This window comes from Curtobacterium sp. PhB128 (assembly GCF_004340725.1).
Taxonomy (GTDB): Bacteria; Actinomycetota; Actinomycetes; order Actinomycetales; family Microbacteriaceae; genus Curtobacterium.
The window spans coordinates 106,570-122,062 of the sequence record NZ_SLUR01000004.1; the positions used below are offsets into that span (position 1 = coordinate 106,570).

18 protein-coding genes are annotated in these 15,493 nt (G+C 71.4%); 13 read left to right on the forward strand and 5 right to left on the reverse strand.

Going from position 1 to position 15,493, the window contains the following annotated elements:
* Nucleotides 1-38 precede the first annotated feature (38 nt).
* From EDF23_RS08700 to EDF23_RS08720, 4 genes are all read left to right on the forward strand, one after another.
* The gene (locus EDF23_RS08700; RefSeq protein WP_123291772.1) at nucleotides 39-593 is read left to right on the forward strand and encodes a hypothetical protein; all 555 of its coding nucleotides are present in this window, start codon (nucleotides 39-41) and stop codon (nucleotides 591-593) included.
* Entirely contained in the window at nucleotides 590-1,393 is an 804-nt protein-coding gene (locus EDF23_RS08705) for a zeta toxin family protein (protein ID WP_123291773.1), read from the forward strand. Before EDF23_RS08700 ends, EDF23_RS08705 begins: the two co-directional genes overlap by 4 nt.
* Before the next feature lie 40 nt (nucleotides 1,394-1,433).
* Entirely contained in the window at nucleotides 1,434-1,967 is a 534-nt protein-coding gene (locus EDF23_RS19185) for a hypothetical protein (RefSeq protein ID WP_165901067.1), read from the forward strand.
* Between the two features lie 158 nt (nucleotides 1,968-2,125).
* On the forward strand, nucleotides 2,126-3,583 hold the full coding sequence (locus EDF23_RS08720; RefSeq protein ID WP_131921434.1) for a sugar porter family MFS transporter: 1,458 nt from the start codon (nucleotides 2,126-2,128) through the stop codon (nucleotides 3,581-3,583).
* Nucleotides 3,584-3,735: 152 nt separating this feature from the next.
* On the opposite strand, the gene EDF23_RS08725 is transcribed toward EDF23_RS08720, so the two are convergent.
* Genes EDF23_RS08725 through EDF23_RS08735 form a run of 3 tightly spaced genes read right to left on the reverse strand, consistent with a single transcriptional unit; the run spans nucleotide 3,736 to nucleotide 5,655 of the window.
* Nucleotides 3,736-4,710, reverse strand: a complete 975-nt coding sequence (locus EDF23_RS08725) for a zinc-binding dehydrogenase (protein WP_131921553.1) — start codon at nucleotides 4,708-4,710, stop codon at nucleotides 3,736-3,738.
* A gap of 27 nt (nucleotides 4,711-4,737) precedes the next feature.
* Nucleotides 4,738-5,160: an organic hydroperoxide resistance protein gene (locus EDF23_RS08730; RefSeq protein ID WP_123291776.1), complete on the reverse strand. Its 423-nt coding sequence runs from the start codon at nucleotides 5,158-5,160 to the stop codon at nucleotides 4,738-4,740.
* A gap of 21 nt (nucleotides 5,161-5,181) precedes the next feature.
* A complete protein-coding gene (locus EDF23_RS08735) occupies nucleotides 5,182-5,655 on the reverse strand; it encodes a MarR family transcriptional regulator (protein WP_185020884.1) in 474 nt (157 codons plus the stop codon).
* 81 nt (nucleotides 5,656-5,736) lie between these two features.
* Between EDF23_RS08735 and mvk the strand changes: the two genes are divergently transcribed.
* From mvk to EDF23_RS08760, 5 genes are read left to right on the forward strand one after another with little or no spacing between them, the layout of a single operon-like run.
* Nucleotides 5,737-6,732: a mevalonate kinase gene (mvk, locus tag EDF23_RS08740; RefSeq protein ID WP_131846619.1), complete on the forward strand. Its 996-nt coding sequence runs from the start codon at nucleotides 5,737-5,739 to the stop codon at nucleotides 6,730-6,732.
* On the forward strand, nucleotides 6,732-7,757 hold the full coding sequence (gene mvaD, locus EDF23_RS08745; protein WP_243648866.1) for a diphosphomevalonate decarboxylase: 1,026 nt from the start codon (nucleotides 6,732-6,734) through the stop codon (nucleotides 7,755-7,757). The genes mvk and mvaD overlap by 1 nt, the downstream gene beginning before the upstream one ends.
* Nucleotides 7,754-8,836, forward strand: a complete 1,083-nt coding sequence (locus EDF23_RS08750) for a phosphomevalonate kinase (protein ID WP_123291779.1) — start codon at nucleotides 7,754-7,756, stop codon at nucleotides 8,834-8,836. Before mvaD ends, EDF23_RS08750 begins: the two co-directional genes overlap by 4 nt.
* On the forward strand, nucleotides 8,829-9,893 hold the full coding sequence (locus tag EDF23_RS08755; RefSeq protein ID WP_123938430.1) for a hydroxymethylglutaryl-CoA reductase: 1,065 nt from the start codon (nucleotides 8,829-8,831) through the stop codon (nucleotides 9,891-9,893). The genes EDF23_RS08750 and EDF23_RS08755 overlap by 8 nt, the downstream gene beginning before the upstream one ends.
* Nucleotides 9,890-11,041, forward strand: coding sequence for a hydroxymethylglutaryl-CoA synthase (locus EDF23_RS08760; protein ID WP_131921435.1), 1,152 nt, complete (start codon nucleotides 9,890-9,892; stop codon nucleotides 11,039-11,041). Before EDF23_RS08755 ends, EDF23_RS08760 begins: the two co-directional genes overlap by 4 nt.
* A 66-nt stretch (nucleotides 11,042-11,107) precedes the next feature.
* Here EDF23_RS08760 and EDF23_RS08765 read toward each other — a convergent pair whose 3' ends face one another.
* Entirely contained in the window at nucleotides 11,108-12,091 is a 984-nt protein-coding gene (locus EDF23_RS08765; RefSeq protein ID WP_131921436.1) for an SRPBCC family protein, read from the reverse strand.
* Nucleotides 12,091-12,435: a metalloregulator ArsR/SmtB family transcription factor gene (locus tag EDF23_RS08770; RefSeq protein WP_123291783.1), complete on the reverse strand. Its 345-nt coding sequence runs from the start codon at nucleotides 12,433-12,435 to the stop codon at nucleotides 12,091-12,093. Before EDF23_RS08770 ends, EDF23_RS08765 begins: the two co-directional genes overlap by 1 nt.
* A 158-nt stretch (nucleotides 12,436-12,593) precedes the next feature.
* Between EDF23_RS08770 and EDF23_RS08775 the strand changes: the two genes are divergently transcribed.
* From EDF23_RS08775 to EDF23_RS08790, 4 genes are read left to right on the forward strand one after another with little or no spacing between them, the layout of a single operon-like run.
* Nucleotides 12,594-12,983 carry a hypothetical protein gene (locus tag EDF23_RS08775; protein WP_123938427.1) on the forward strand — a complete coding sequence of 130 codons (390 nt, stop codon included), beginning with the start codon at nucleotides 12,594-12,596 and terminating at the stop codon, nucleotides 12,981-12,983.
* A complete protein-coding gene (locus EDF23_RS08780) occupies nucleotides 12,983-13,888 on the forward strand; it encodes a hypothetical protein (RefSeq protein ID WP_123938426.1) in 906 nt (301 codons plus the stop codon). The genes EDF23_RS08775 and EDF23_RS08780 overlap by 1 nt, the downstream gene beginning before the upstream one ends.
* 4 nt (nucleotides 13,889-13,892) lie before the next feature.
* Nucleotides 13,893-15,035, forward strand: a complete 1,143-nt coding sequence (locus EDF23_RS08785) for an alpha/beta fold hydrolase (protein ID WP_131921437.1) — start codon at nucleotides 13,893-13,895, stop codon at nucleotides 15,033-15,035.
* Nucleotides 15,036-15,043: 8 nt separating this feature from the next.
* Nucleotides 15,044-15,439 (forward strand): ATP-dependent DNA ligase, encoded by a 396-nt coding sequence (locus tag EDF23_RS08790; protein ID WP_123291787.1) that lies wholly within the window; start codon nucleotides 15,044-15,046, stop codon nucleotides 15,437-15,439.
* The last annotated feature ends 54 nt before the right edge of the window (nucleotides 15,440-15,493 follow it).

Below are 15,493 nucleotides of genomic sequence, written 5' to 3' on the forward strand. Positions count from 1 at the left end.
ACGAGTGATACCATCGGTATCAACGAGAGCAGGTGGTCATGGGCGTCAGGGTGGTCCCCGAGCGACGCGGTGGGTCAGACCCCCGTCGACCCGACACCGAAGCCGTCGTGCGCGCGTTGGCCGGTCGGACCGACAGTGCGCCCGCGACCGTCCGTGCGGCGGTCGAGCACGTCCTGCACAGTCGTGAGCAGCAACACCACGCCGAGATGGAACTGCGGCGCGGGATCTTCAAGCTCGCCGACCTCGGCGTCCCGCAGCGCGAGATCGCGAAGCTCGCCGGGATCTCCCAGCCCGAGGTCTCGCGGCGGCTCTCCCGCAGGACCCTGACCACGAAGCGGCCGTCTCCGCGTGAGGTCATCTCCCGGCGCGAGGGTGGCCAGATCGACTCGGAGACGATGCTGCGCGAGCTGTCGTCGATGGCGTTGACGCACCGCACCCCGAAGCGTGGTGCGGCGTTCGACGGTGCCGCCTCGGCCACCGGCACCACCAAGGAACTCGCGGCGGCGTTCCAGGACGGCCTCCTGTCCGAGGTCGAGTACGAGACCGTCCGCCGGGCGATCGCCGAACGGCAGACCCGCAAGCGCACCCGGTGACGAAGCTCCGCGACCGGGTGGCCGTCGAGCTGGGCCGTGCGCTCCGGGCCGACTCGCTCGACAACCCCTGGTCGGACACTGCCGGCGCGAGCACCAGGACGATCTACGCGCCGGACGGCTTCCTGTACGAGGCGAGCCGCCTGCGGTTCCACGAGTCCGTGCTCGAGGAACACCGCGCGCTGACCCCGTCGCCGGTCACCGACGGCTCGCTCGCGGTGGTCGTGACGGCCGGGCCGCCCGGGTCGGGGAAGTCGACCGCCCTGGAGCGGATGCCGGAGCTGTGCGGGTACCGGTCGATCGACGCCGACGACTTCAAGGACCCGCTGCTCCTGCGCGCACAGGCGGACGGTCTGGTGGACCGGTGGACGGCTCGTCGCCTGGCCGACGACCGGCCCGTGCAGCTCCGTGAGATCGCCGGGTTCGTGCACGCCGAGTCGACCACCGTTGCCGACACGCTGCGCCGCCGCGCCCTCCGCAACGGCGAGAACGTCGTCGTGCACGGCACCCTGTCGAGCGTGGACTACCTCGACGACCTCCTCGCCGAGCTCGACGACGCCGGGTACGAGAAGCTGCGCATCGTCACCGTGGAGGTCCCGCTCGAGACGGCGATCGCGCAGGCGACCGATCGGTGGTGGAGCGTGCGTGATGCCGCCACGGATCCGCTCGGTGGTCGGTTCGTTCCCGAAGCAGCCATCCGTCGCTACTACCCGACCGGGTCGACCGAGTCGGTGTGCGGCGCGAACGCCCGGGTCCTCGGTGACCGGGCCGCCGACCTCGGCTGGGACGTGTCGATCGTCTGAGCGGTCGCCGGTGTCGGTCGGAACGGCTACCGTCGAGGCCATGGAGCGTTCGGAGATCCTCGCCGCGGCTGCCGCCGCGCACGCCGCCCGCATCGCAGAAGAAGGCGGTGACGACGGCGCTGCTCGTGAACGGGCGGAGAGTGTCCGGCGCCGGGCCGACGGCCTCACCGACCGGTACGACACGGTCGAGGGCGCGAGCGAGTCCGCTGCACGTGACGCCGCGCGCCGGAGAGCGGGCGAGGCCGACCGCGCGGCCTCCCGGACCGAGGGCGTCCTGTCCGACTGGCACCGCATGGGCACCCGACGCGGTGTGACGCCGGACGCCCAGGTGCGCACGGCGTGGACGGTCACCGGGGTGCCCGAACGCGGCGACGCCCGGGCGCTGGCGAACGTCCTGCTCTCGACCGCGGGGCACGCGGGCCGGGTGGCCGATGCCGCGCGACGCAACCCGGCGCTGTCCGGTGCCGCGAGTGCAGCTGCCCGACGGACCGTCCGGCGCTACACCGACCACGGCGCGGACATCGCGTCGCTCGGTGACGTGCTGGGGGACAGCCCGGCGCCCGATGAGTCCTGACGCTTACCCGGAGTGCGTTGGACCGCTCCCGTCCTGATCAGGCGTTATGTGGACCGATCCAATCGTCCTGACGACAGAATGTCCAATTGACAGGACATGGATCCGGGTTACCATCGGTGCACGCACTGAAGCGCGATCACCGACGAAGGAGTCACCGAATGGTCGACATCAAGCCGACAGCCCCGACTGTCGCACTACCCCCGATCGGGACCGGACCACACCGACGCCGCCTCGGCGTCCTGGCCCTGGTCGCCACGTTCGGCGGCCTGCTCTTCGGGTACGACACCGGTGTCATCAACGGTGCGCTCCTCCCGATGAAGGAAGAGCTCGGCCTGACGAACCTCACCGAGGGCATCGTCACGAGCTCGCTCCTGTTCGGTGCCGCGATCGGCGCCATGCTCGGTGGCCGGATCGCCGACGGCTGGGGTCGTCGCAAGACGATCATCGCCCTCGCGGTGACGTTCTTCTTCGGCACCCTGATCTGCGTCTTCGCCCCGGTGTTCGGCGTGATGGTGGTCGGTCGTGTCCTGCTCGGTCTGGCGGTCGGCGGTGCCTCCACCGTCGTCCCGGTGTTCCTCGCCGAACTCGCGCCGTACGAGATCCGCGGTTCGTTGTCCGGCCGCAACGAACTCATGATCGTGATCGGGCAGCTCGCCGCCTTCGTGGTGAACGCCTTCATCGGGACCATCTGGGGTGAGGGCAACGGGGTCTGGCGCGTCATGCTCGCCGTCTGCGCGCTGCCCGCGATCGCCCTGTTCGTCGGCATGTTGCGGGTGCCCGAGTCGCCACGGTGGCTCGCGTCGAAGGGTCGGTACGACGAAGCCCTCTCGGTGCTGCAGCAGGTCCGCACCACGGAGCGTGCGACCGCCGAACTCGACGACATCAAGCGCACGAACGAGTTCGAGCAGAAGGTCCAGAAGGTCAGTGGCTGGCGCACCTTGCTCGGCAACAAGTGGCTCATCCGCATCGTGCTCATCGGCGCCGGCCTCGGTGTGGCCCAGCAGCTGACCGGGATCAACTCGATCATGTACTACGGGCAGACCGTGCTCATCGAGTCCGGCTTCCAGGCGTCGGCGGCCCTCATCGCGAACATCGCACCGGGTGTCATCGCCGTGGTGGGTGGCGTCATCGCCATCTACAACATGGAGAAGATCAACCGCCGGACGACCCTGATCATCGGGTTCTCGCTCACGACGCTCTGCCACTTCCTGATCGGCATCGCCTCGGTCGCCCTGCCCGACGGCAACCCGGCCCGCCCGTGGGTGATCCTGTTCCTCGTCGTCGCGTTCGTCGGCTCGATGCAGACCTTCCTCAACATCGCCGTGTGGGTGCTGCTGTCGGAGATCTTCCCGACCCAGATCCGCGCGCTCGGCATGGGCATCTCGGTGTTCTGCCTCTGGATCGCGAACGCGTTCCTCGGGCTCTACTTCCCGACGATCGTCGCCGCGACCGGCATCACGGGCACGTTCTTCGGCTTCGCGGTCGTCGGGGTCCTGGCGCTGCTCTTCATCTGGAAGTTCGTGCCGGAGAGCCGCGGCCGCACCCTCGAAGAAGTCGAAGAGGGCGTCACCACCGGCAACATCTTCACGGTCCCGCAGAAGGCGTCGCGCGGCTAGGTCGCGCACGTGGCGCGGTGATCGCGCGCACGGACGGACGGGAGGCCCGGTGCCAGCTGGCACCGTCCTCCCTCGCAGGCTCGGTCGGCGCGCCCCGCGCAACGCTTCGCGTTGCCGCTGAGCGGGGCGCGCCCGTCCGTCGTTCGGTCGCGCTACGGGCGCAGGAGCACCTTGCCGACGCGGCCGGCGGTGTCCGAGGCGCGCACGGCGTCGCGGACGTCCTCGAACGCGAAGGTCTCGGCGACGGGGAGCGTCAGCGAGCCGTCGAGCACGCGGGTGATGAGCTCGCCGAAGAGCTGGCCCTTCGTCTCGGCCGGCATCGTCTTGCTGACGACGCTGCCCCAGAAGCCCTTCACGGTGAGCTGGCCGAAGATGACCTTGCCGGACGGGATCTCGAGCGTGGGCGAGGCCATCGCGCCGAAGACGACGAGGGTCGCGTTCTCGCCGAGCACGCTGGCGATGTCGCCGGCGGCCTTGCCACCGACGGACTCGACACCGGCGACGATCGGGGCGCCTCCGGTGATCGTGGCGACCTGGTCCTTCCAGTCGTCCGCGTCGGTGGCGACGATGCGCTCGATGCCCTGCTCGCGCAGCTCCTCGACGCCGGCGGCGCGACGCACCAGGCCGATGACGTTGATGCCGCGGGCCGCGCCGAGCTGGGCGACCATGCGCCCGACGGCACCGTTCGCGGCGTTCTGGATGAGCCAGTCGCCCTCGTGCAGGTCGAGCGAGTGCAGCAGGCTGATGGCGCTGAACGGCATCGAGACGAGCTGTGCTGCGGCCTCGTCGGTCATGGCGTCCGGCACCGGGACGAGTCCGGCGGCGTTCGCGGTGTAGTACTCGGCCCAGACGCCGAAGGCACCGCCGGCGACGCGCTGGCCGACCGTCAGGTTCGTGACGCCCTCGCCCAGGGCCTCGACGACGCCGAGCGCCTCGGTGCCGGAGGCTGCGGGCAGCTCCGGCTTGAAGCCGTAGGTGCCGCGGACGGTCCACAGGTCGTGGTTGTGGATGGGGGAGAGGACCGTGCGGACGAGGACCTCGCCGGTGCCGGGCGTGGGGACCGGGCGCTCCTGGACGCCGAGGACCTCGGCGGGCTCGGCGAAGGTCTCGTGGACGACGGCGCGCATGGTGGTGGGGGTGGTGGTGCTCATGGGTCAGTCCTCCGAGACGACGATGGTGACGTCGATGTTGCCGCGGGTCGCGTTCGAGTACGGGCAGACCTGGTGGGCTGCGTCGGCGAGTGCCTGGGCCTGGTCGTGCTCCAGGCCGGGGATGACGACCTCGAGCATGACGGCGAGCTGGTAGCCGCCGTCGCCGTTCGGGCCGATCTGCACGCGGCCGCCGACGGACGAGTCGGTGATCTTCACCTTCTGGCTGCGGGCGACGCCCTGCAGTGCGGAGTGGAAGCAGGCGGCGTACCCGGCGGCGAAGAGCTGCTCGGGGTTGGCGCCGTTGCCGGAGCCACCCATCTCCTTCGGGATGGCGAGGTCGAACTCGACCGTGCCGTCGCTCGTGGCGACGTGGCCGTTGCGGCCTTCGCCGGTGGCCAGGGCCTCGGCGGTGTAGAGGGCTTCCATGGTGTTCCTTCCTTCGTGGGGTCAGTGGTCCGCGGCGGCGCGGTCGGGCGTCGCGGCGGTGTCGTTCGTGGCCGCGGCGTGCATCGTCTCGGTCAGCCGGTGCAGGGTCGCGATGAGCTCCGTGGCGGCCTGCTCGTCGGGGAGCCCCATGCCGGCGGCGATCGTCGCCGGGATGTGCGCGAGGTCGGCACGGATGGTGCGGCCGCGGTCGCCGAGCGTGATCGTCACGACGCGCTCGTCGGCGCTGCGGCGTTCGCGGCGGACGAGCTCGGACTGCTCCATGCGGCGGAGCAGGGGCGACAGGGTGCCGGAGTCGAGCTGCAGGTGGTCACCGAGGCTCGAGACGGTCTGGTCACCCTCGATCCACAGGGTCACGAGCACCAGGTACTGCGGGTAGGTCAGTCCCCAGGGTTCGAGCAGCGAGCGGTACGCCTGCGTGGTCGCGCGGCTCGCTGCGTAGAGGGAGAAGCACACCATCTCGTCGGTCACGGGCATGCCACCAGGATCGCACGCAACTCGGTTGTGCACAACCCAACACGTGCTCCGGCCCGGACGGTTAGGCTGACGTGACCCACGATGACCAGCAGCGACCTCGACTCCACCACGACCCCCGGCTCCGGGACCGCGTCGTCCCACGGCAAGACGATCCTGATCGGTGAGCACGCCGTGGTCTACGGCGCACCCGCACTCGTCCTGCCGGTGCTCGACGCCCGGGTCGTCGCGACCGTGAGCCCCGTCACCGCCGGCGTCGACGAGGCCACCGGCACGGTCGTCGGGCACACCCTCGAGTCCACGGTGCACACCGGCCCGCTCGACCTCGCACCCGCCGCCGTGATGCCGACCGTCACCGCCGTCACCGCGACCCTGCGGCACTTCGGCGTGACCGACCGGCACTTCCACGTCCGGGTCGACAGCGAGGTCCCGACCGCCCGGGGCATGGGGTCGAGCGCAGCGGTCGCCGCCGCCGTGACGGCAGCTGTCGCGGACGCCCTCGGCGAGACCCTCGACGCCGAGACCCACCACGACCTCATCCAGGAGTGCGAGCGGGTCGCCCACGGTCGCCCGTCGGGACTCGACGCCCGCGGTGTCGTCGCCGCGGTGCCGGTCTGGTTCGAGGGCGGCCGCATCGAGCCCGTCGCCCTCGGGGCCCGCTTCACCTTCGTCGTCGCCGACACCGGTGTCCCCGGCCACACCCGGCAGGCGGTCGCGGCCGTGCGGGAACGGCACGACCAGGACCCGGTCGCCGTCGACGCGGTCATCGACCGGATCGGCGCGCTCGCACGGCAGGCACGGGGGACACTCGAGGCTGGCGACGCACAGGGGCTCGGTGCCACGATGGACGCCGCGCACGACCTGCTCAGCGCACTCGACGTGTCGAGTGCCGACCTGGACCGGCTCGTCGACGCCGCACGAGCTGCGGACGCCCTCGGCGCGAAGCTGACCGGCGGCGGGCGGGGCGGGTGCGTGCTCGCACTCGCCGCGGACGACGACCACGCGGACCGCATCGCGGCCGCACTCCGCGGCGCAGGGGCCGCAGCCACCTGGACCACCACGATCGGAGCCCGCGCTTGATGACCGCCACCGCCGTCGCGCACCCCAACATCGCCCTCGTCAAGTACTGGGGCAAGGCGGACGCGCAGCTCGCGCTGCCCGCCACGGGCAGCGTCTCCATGGGCCTCGACGTGTTCCCGACGACGACGACCGTCACGCTGGACGGCGGGTCCGGCACCGGCCAGGAGGCCCGTGACCGGTTCACGCTGAACGGTCACGTCGTCGAGGACGGCGCCCTGGTGCGCGTGCAGCAGTTCCTCGACCTCGTGCGGGAGCTCGCCGGCAGCGACGCCCGCGCGTCCGTCGTGTCCGAGAACACCGTGCCGACCGGTGCTGGACTTGCCTCGAGCGCGTCGGGGTTCGCGGCGCTCGCCACCGCGGCCTCGGCGGCGTACGGCCTCGACCTGTCCCCGCGCGACCTGTCCCGCCTGGCCCGACGCGGCTCGGGGTCGGCCACGCGGTCGATCCCCGGCGGTGTGGCCGTGTGGCACGCCGGCGACGACCAGGGGTCCTTCGCCGAGCCGATCCCGGCACCGCCGATGGCCATGGTGGTCGTGACGATCGACGCCGGACCGAAGCCCATCGGTTCGCGCGAGGCGATGCGCCGCACCATCGCCACGTCGCCGTTCTACCCGGCCTGGGTCACGTCGACCACCGAGACCGTCGGCGACATGCTCGACGCCTGCGCAGCCGGCGACTTCACGCGCATCGGCGAGATCACCGAGAGCAACGCGCTGCGCATGCACGCCACGATCGAGGGCGCCTTCCCGCCCATCCGCTACCTCAACGCGCGCAGCGTCGCCGTGTTCGACGCCGTGGGCGAACTCCGCGCCGCCGGGCTCGAGGCCTACGCCACCGCCGACGCCGGCCCGAACGTGGTCGTGCTCTGCCGGCCCGAGGACCGCTCCGCCGTGGCCACCGCGCTGGCGTCGTTCGGCGACGTCATCGAGTCCGGCACCGGACCTGCCGCTCGGGTGCTCCGCTCCGAAGAGATCGGGGTCGCCGCAGCGAGCGACAGCCCCGACCAGAAGGAGTCCGTGCAGTGATCGAGTTCCGCGCCCACGGCAAGCTGTTCGTCGCCGGCGAGTACGCCGTCGTCGAGCCCGGCCAGCCGTCTGTCCTCATCGCCCTCGACCGCGCCATCACGGCACGCGTGTCCGAGGCGCACGGTGCGGGCAGCGTGCACTCGGAGGAGTACGGCCACCTGCCGCTGACGTGGACGCGCGACGAGGACGGCCTCGCCCTGGACCGCGAGCACCACCCCTACGACTACGTGATGGCGACGATCGACCTCGTCGAGAAGCTCCGCGCCGAGCGGGGGATCGCCCCGCGCTTCCACGACCTGCGGATCGAGAGCCAGCTCGACGACGCCAGCGGCCGGAAGTTCGGGCTCGGGTCCTCGGCGGCGGTGACCGTCGCGACCGTCGGTGCCCTCGACCGTTTCTACGGCATCGGCCTGACGCAGCGGCAGCGCTTCCAGGTCGCCCTGCTCGCCACCATCCGGGTGAACCCGCGGGCCTCCGGCGGGGACCTCGCCGCGAGCACCTTCGGTGGGTGGCTGCGCTACAGCGCCCCGGACCGCGACCACCTCGCGTCGTTCGTCGACGAGCGCCGCGTGTCCGACATCCTCACCGACGCCGCCGCGTGGGCGGGCTTCGACGTCCAGCGGCTGCCGGCCCCCGAGAACCTGCAGCTCCTGGTCGGCTGGACCGGCTCGCCGGCCTCGACCACGAAGCTCGTCGGTGTGGTGCGTCGGCACCGCAACGGCGGGTACCAGGCGTTCCTCGACGAGAGCCGCAGCTGTGTCGACGACCTGACCACGGGCCTCCAGACCGGCGACGCGGAGCAGACGCTCGACGCGCTCCGACGTGCCCGGGTGCTGATGCAGCGCCTCGGCGACTCGGTCGGGTCGAAGATCGAGACCGAACGCCTCGCGACCCTGTGCGACGTCGTCGAGGCGGCCGGCGGAGCGGCGAAGCCGTCCGGCGCCGGCGGCGGCGACTGCGGCATCGCACTCGTCCCCGCGGACATCGACCCCGCCGGCATCCACCGCGCCTGGGAGGCGCACGACATCAGACACCTCAGCGTCGCGGTGCGAGCACCAGAAGGAGCCCTCGATGAGTGACCTGCTCACGCCGATCCCGACCAAGTGGGTCGGACCGATCCGCATCAGCGGCAACGCGGTCCAGGGCGAGCACGAGGTCCCGCTCGCCACGTACGAGTCGCCGCTCTGGCCGTCCGTCGGCCGCGGCGCCCGCATCTCGCGCATGGTCGACGACGGCATCGTCGCGACCGTCGTCGACGAGCGGATGACCCGCTCGGTCGTCGTCCGCGCGGCCAGTGCCGCCGCGGCGCACGTCGCTGCGGGGCAGATCCTCGCGCGACAGGACGAGCTCGAGGCGCTGGTCGCCGGGCAGAGCCGGTTCGCGAAGCTCATCGAGGTGCACCCCGAGATCGTCGGTGACCTGCTGTTCCTGCGGTTCGCGTTCACGACCGGTGACGCCTCCGGCCACAACATGGTCACGCAGGCGGCGGACAAGCTCCTGCCCACGATCCTGGCGTGGCAGCCGGGCCTGCGCTACGTGTCCGTGTCGGGCAACTTCTGCACCGACAAGAAGGCCAGCGCGGTGAACGGCATCCGTGGTCGTGGCCGCAACACCATCGCCGAGATCGTGATCCCCGGCGAGATCGTCGAGAAGCGCCTGCGGTCGAGCACCGAGCGCATCGTCGAACTGAACATCGCGAAGAACCTCATCGGCTCGACCATCGCCGGGGCGCTCCGCTCCGCGAACGCGCACTACGCGAACATGCTGCTCGGCTTCTACCTGGCCACCGGGCAGGACGCCGCGAACATCGTCGAGGGCTCGCAGGGCATCACGAGTGCCGAGAACCGCGACGGCGACCTGTACTTCGCCACCTCGCTGCCGCACCTGATCGTCGGCACGGTCGGCAACGGCAAGGGCGGGGACCTGCCCGTCGTCGAGGACGCCCTCGTGCGCCTCGGCTGCCGCGAGGACCGCGAGCCCGGTGCGAACGCCCGTCGGCTCGCCGCCCTGTGTGCCGCCACGGTGCTGTGCGGGGAACTCTCGCTCCTCGCCGCCCAGACGAACCCGGGTGAGCTGATGGCCGCCCACGTCGCCATGGAGCGACGGGGCACGAAGCCGGCCGGAGGCGCAGCATGACGCGCATCGGCATCCACGACATCGCCATCGCGACCGGGCACCACGTGCTCGAGCTCGACGACCTGGCCGAGCGCCTCGGCGTCGACCCGGCGAAGTACCACGTCGGCATCGGCCAGGACGCCTTCAGCGTGCCCGCCCCGGACGAGGACATCGTCACGATGGGGGCCGCCGCGGCCAAGGAGGTCATCGACCGCCACGGTGTCGACGGCATCCGAACCGTGCTGTTCGCCACCGAGTCCGGCGTCGACCAGTCCAAGGCCGCCGGGGTGTTCGTGCACGGGCTGCTCGGCCTGCCGAAGAACGTCCGCGTCGTCGAGCTGAAGCAGGCCTGCTACGGCGGGATGGCCGCCGTGCAGCTCGCCCTCGGCATCATCGCCCGGGCACCGCACGAGCGTGTGCTCGTGATCGCCGCCGACGTCGCCCGCTACGACGTCGACACCGCCGCCGAGCCCACCCAGGGTGCCGGTGCGGCCGCGATCCTGGTGTCCGCCGACCCCGACCTCATCGAGATCGAGCCGGCCGCCGGCGTCTTCACCGCGGACGTCGACGACTTCTGGCGTCCGAACGACCGCTCCACCGCGCTGGTCGACGGCCGCCTGTCCGTCAGCGCCTACGTCGACGCGTTCGTCGGCGCCTGGGACGACCTGGCGGACCAGGGTGGACCGGCGTACGAGGACATCGTGCGCTTCGTCCACCACCAGCCGTTCACGAAGATGGCGCTCAAAGCACACCGGAAGCTGACGCAGCACGTGGGCGTGCCGTTCGACGAGTCGGAGCTGTTCGTCGGATTCACGTACAACAAGCAGACCGGCAACACGTACACGGCGTCGCTCTGGATCGGGCTCGCCGCGCTCCTCGACCTCGACGAGGACCTGGCGGGTGAGCGCATCGCCCTGTTCAGCTACGGCTCGGGCAGCGTCGGCGAGCTCCTCACCGGCATCGTGCAGCCGTCCTACCGTGAGCACCGTCGCGTCGGCCGGGTCCGGCAGCTGCTCTCGGCCCGCGTTCCGCTGACCGTGGACGCGTACCGCGAGCTGCACGCGACCGGCGCCGCGACGAGCGACGACGTCGAGCGTCCGCGCGTCACGGCAGGGCCGTACCGCTTCGCCGGGGTGCGCGGCGGCGCGCGCCACTACGAGGCGTCCTGAGACGCACCGCGTGACGGACGGGAGCCCCGTGGCGGGTCCGCCACGGTCCTCCCGTCCGTCCGCTGGTCACGTGGCGGACAGGACCTCGCGTTCCAGACGCTGGTAGCTGGTCTCCATGCCGTCGGTCATGCCGGTGGCCAGGATCATGTCCCGCTGCGTCCGGTCGGGGTAGGTGATGCGCAGCGTCAGGAGGGTGACGCCGTCGGCCTCGTCGAACTGCAGGTCGTTCGTGTTCGGCGGGAACGGCGCACCGGTCATCCGCTCGGTGGACACCATCCGCCGCTCCGGCTCCACGACGAGGTTCTCGCCCTCGAAGCCGAACGGCTCGCCCACGGTGTCACCCGTCGGCGCCCACGCCTGCCGGAACGTGCCACCCGGCGTCAGGTCGTTCTCGTACACCGTCATCTCCCACCCGTCCGGTCCGAGCAACCACTGCCGGACGAGTTCGGGCTCGGTGTGCGCCCGCCACAGCAGGTGGCGTGGCGCTGCGAAGGCCCGCGTGATGCGGACGTGGGTGTCGTCGACGAGCTCGGTGACGGTGCCGTTGCCCAGGGCGTACTCGCGCAGGTCGGCGAGGACGGCGTCGAGCTGTCCGAAGGCCTGCTCGTAGCCCTCGACCATGCCCATGTCCACCATGGTCTCGAGGTCGGCGGTGGACCCGAACGACGACCGGACGGTCACCCGCGACCCGGTTCCGACGGTCTCGAACGACAGGACGGTCTCGCTGGCCGGCAACGCGTCGTCGACCTCGCCGTCGGCGTCGGTGAAGAGGTCGCGGAAGACGATGCGGTGTGGCTCGTCGACCTCGGTGACCTGCCAGACCGCGTGGAACCGCTCGCCCTGTGGTGAGGTCATCCGGTAGTCGGCGCGGCCGCCGGGCCGCAGGTCGAACGAGGTGAAGGTGGCGGGGAAGCCGGGTGGGCCCCAGAAGCGTTCCAGCTGACGGGGATCGGCGAAGGCGCCCCAGAGGCGCTCGACCGGGACGGGGAACTCGGCGACGAGCGTCAGCGCGAGGGCCTCGGGATCGGTGTGGACGGACGTGGTGGACATCATTGCTCCTTGTCGGTGTCGAGCAGGGTGTCGAGGCGGTCGAGCCGGCCCCGCCAGAGGTCGCCGTAGGCGTCGAGCAGGTCGCGGACCCGGGCGAGCTGACCCGGTTCGGCGCGCACGATGCGGGTTCGGCCGCGTGCTTCCTTGCTCACGAGTCCGGCTCCTTCGAGGACGGCGACGTGCTTCTGGACGGCGGCGAACGACATCGAGTACGCGTCCGCCAGGTCACTGACGGACGAGGACCCGACGAGCGTGCGTCGGACGATGTCACGACGGGTCGCGTCGGCCAGTGCGTGGAACACCCGGTCGACCTCGGCGTCGGACAGTGCAATTCGTACAACCATTTGGTTGTACGTTACGACTGTCCACCCTCGTGCGCAAGGGGGACGTGCAGGTAGTCTGTCCGCGGAGATCGAAAGGGGCGATGCCAGTGGGCTCGAGCGCGTCGGACACCGTCAGTGCCCTCGTCGCGACCCTTCCTCCGTCGCCGAGGCTCCCGGACGTGGTCGCCGGGGTCGGTCGGTTCGTCGGCAAGCCGACCCGCGTGGTCGACGTCGACGGTCCGAGCTGGGGGCCGCTCACCGCGCTGGTGTCGCAGTTCGAGCACGAGAACCTCGTCCTGGTGCCGGCCGGCGCCCCCGAGCTGTACCGGATGCACTGCGTCCTGCACGAGCTCGGACACCTCGTGCACGGCGACGCCGGAGCCCCGACCACCACCTCGATCGCCGAGTTCGCCTCGGGCGGGCACGTGTGCCGCCGCGCCCTCGACGGCGACACCGGACTGGTGAGCATCTCGGACGACGACGAGCACTTCGCCGAGCGGTTCGCGTACGAGCTGGCGACCGTGCTGCTCGCCGGCAGCGCGAGCGCGGACGAGCGGGCCTACGGCTGATGGCCGTCCTGCACGCCGCCGCCTTCTGGTGCGCGGCGCTGATCTTCCTCGCCCGCACGCCCTACGTGTTGCGGAACCCACGTGGCCGCGCCGCCTGGGGTGCGACCGGCGTCGGTGCGCTCGGGCTGCTGACACTCGGCAGCGTCGTACCGCAGACCGTGCTCGACGGTGCCCTCGGGGGCACGAACCTCATCAACCTGGTGCAGAACGTGTGTGCCACGGCGGCCTTCTGGCTGATGCTCCGGGCGAGCACGTCCGACCTGCCGAAACGGCCGGGGTTGGCGAGCCCGCTCGCGCTCCTCGTGGTGGTCGTGGCCTTCGCCGTCCCGTTCTTCGCCGTGCGCGACCGGGGCGGCACCGACTTCCACTTCATCGTGCGGGAGATCCACCAGCCGGCGATGTGGCTCTACGGGTCGGTCTACATGGTCGGTGTCGGCGTGATCGCCGCCGCGACGCTCCGGTACGGCGTGCTGCGCAACCCGGTCGCGCTCGTGGTCTTCCGGGTGGGCCTGTCGCTCGTGGTCATCGCGAGCATCGACGAGCTCCTCTCCCTCACCGCCGACCACTTCGGGTGGTTCCCCGCTCCGCTGCGCGACGGACTCCGTCTGGGCTTCGACCCACCGTTCTACCTGGGCATCGTCCTCATCGTCGTCGCGATGGCGTCCCTGACGTTCCGCCGGTGGTGGCGGGACGTGACGTGTCGTCGGCACCACCGACGGCTCCGCCGCATCGCCCGGCGCCACGAACTGCGCGCCGTCGAACGGGACGGCGACGTGCAGGCACGGACCTACGACCTCGTCATCGCGATCCGCGACGCCGAGGTGCAGGGCCGCACCCTCGACGACGCCGAACTCGCCCAGGTGCGCTCGGCGGAACTGACCCTGACCCGCAGTCTCGGAGGCTGATGCGATGACGATCGTCTGGTGGGTGCTCGGCGTGCTCGTCGTGCTGGCGGCGGCGTTCCTGCTCGTGGTGCGGAAGGTCGTCGGCAAGATCGTGCTGCCCGGCGGCGACCGCTGGACCCCGGTGCTCGAGACGACCGACGACTCGATCCGGCTCCCGATCACCGACGACACCGTGCGCCCGGGGGAGTACGGCCTGTGGCACGACGGTACCGGGCACACCACGGTCGGACCGGTGCTCGACGTCGACGAGGCCGCCGGCACCGTGCGGCGTGCGGTGGTCCGGACGACGGGCGACGTGTCGACACGGGTGCGGTGGAGCGGGCACGTGCACCCGGACCCCGCCGCGATGGACGTCGACTGGGCGGAGGTCGACCTGGCGACGCCCGTGGGCCCGGCGCCGGCGTGGGTCATCCGGCCCGGTGGCCCCGAGGCCGCGCCCGCCGCGACCTGGGCCGTCCACGTGCACGGCATCCGCACCACCCGCGTGACGGCGCTCCGGACCGTGCCGGCGGCACTCGAGGCCGGCTGGACCTCGATCGTCCCGTCGTTCCGCGGCGACGGCGAAGCGCCCTGGCAGGGCCGTGCCTCGCACCTCGGCGCCCGCGAGTGGCCCGACGTCGAGGCCGCACTCGACCACGCCGTCGCGAACGGGGCCGAACGGCTCGTCATCGTGGGGTGGTCGATGGGCGCGACGATCACCCACGAACTGCTCGCCCGGTCGGCGCACCGCGACCGATTCGTCGGACTGGTCCTCGTGTCACCGGCGCTCGACTGGGCGACCACGGTGCGCTCCCAAGCCGGTCGTGCCGGGCTCCCCGGGTTCGTCGTCGGTGCCGCGCTCCGGGCGATGGCGCTGCCGCTCGTGTGCCGCCTCGTCGGGCTCCGATCACCCGTGGACGTCCGCGCGCTCTCCTGGTTGCACGCGCCGCGGAGCCTGCCGCCGACCCTGCTCATCCACTCGTCGGGGGACACCACCGTGCCCTTCGCCGTCAGTCGGGAGTTCGCCGACGCGCACCCCGACGCCGTGACGTTGGCGGTGAGTGAGCCCGCCGAGCACGCCTGGGAGCGGAACGTCGACGCCGTCTGGTTCGACACCACGATCACGAACTGGGCGAGATCGCTGGCCCACACCGGCACCATGGAGTAGAAGGGGCCATGGGTCAGCTCATCTACGACGGCCAGCCGCTCGACCTCCGCATCGACGACCGTGCCATGACACACCTGCAGATCGTGATCGTGAACATGCTCCGGCGTGATCACCGGTTCGCGTTCTCGTGGAAGGACGACGTCGTCCACGGCAACGGCCGCAGCACGATCTGGTTGAACCCCAACGTCGGCCTGCACTTCAAGTTCTCCGGCAGCCGGGTGCCGTCGATCAACCGCAGTTGGCTCGAGGACCTCTACGCCTCGGCCACGTCCGGGTCGGGGCTCGTCCTGACGCCGGAACCGCCGGACACGAGCACGGCGGCCGACTCGGCGTGGTCGCGAGCGGTCGCACCGGGGGACGCCGACGACGCTTCGGGGACACCGAGCGGTAGCACGGCTGAGTGATTCCCGTCAACGGGTTCCGAAGATCCGCCGATCGTCGTAGCGTTTCTGTACCGC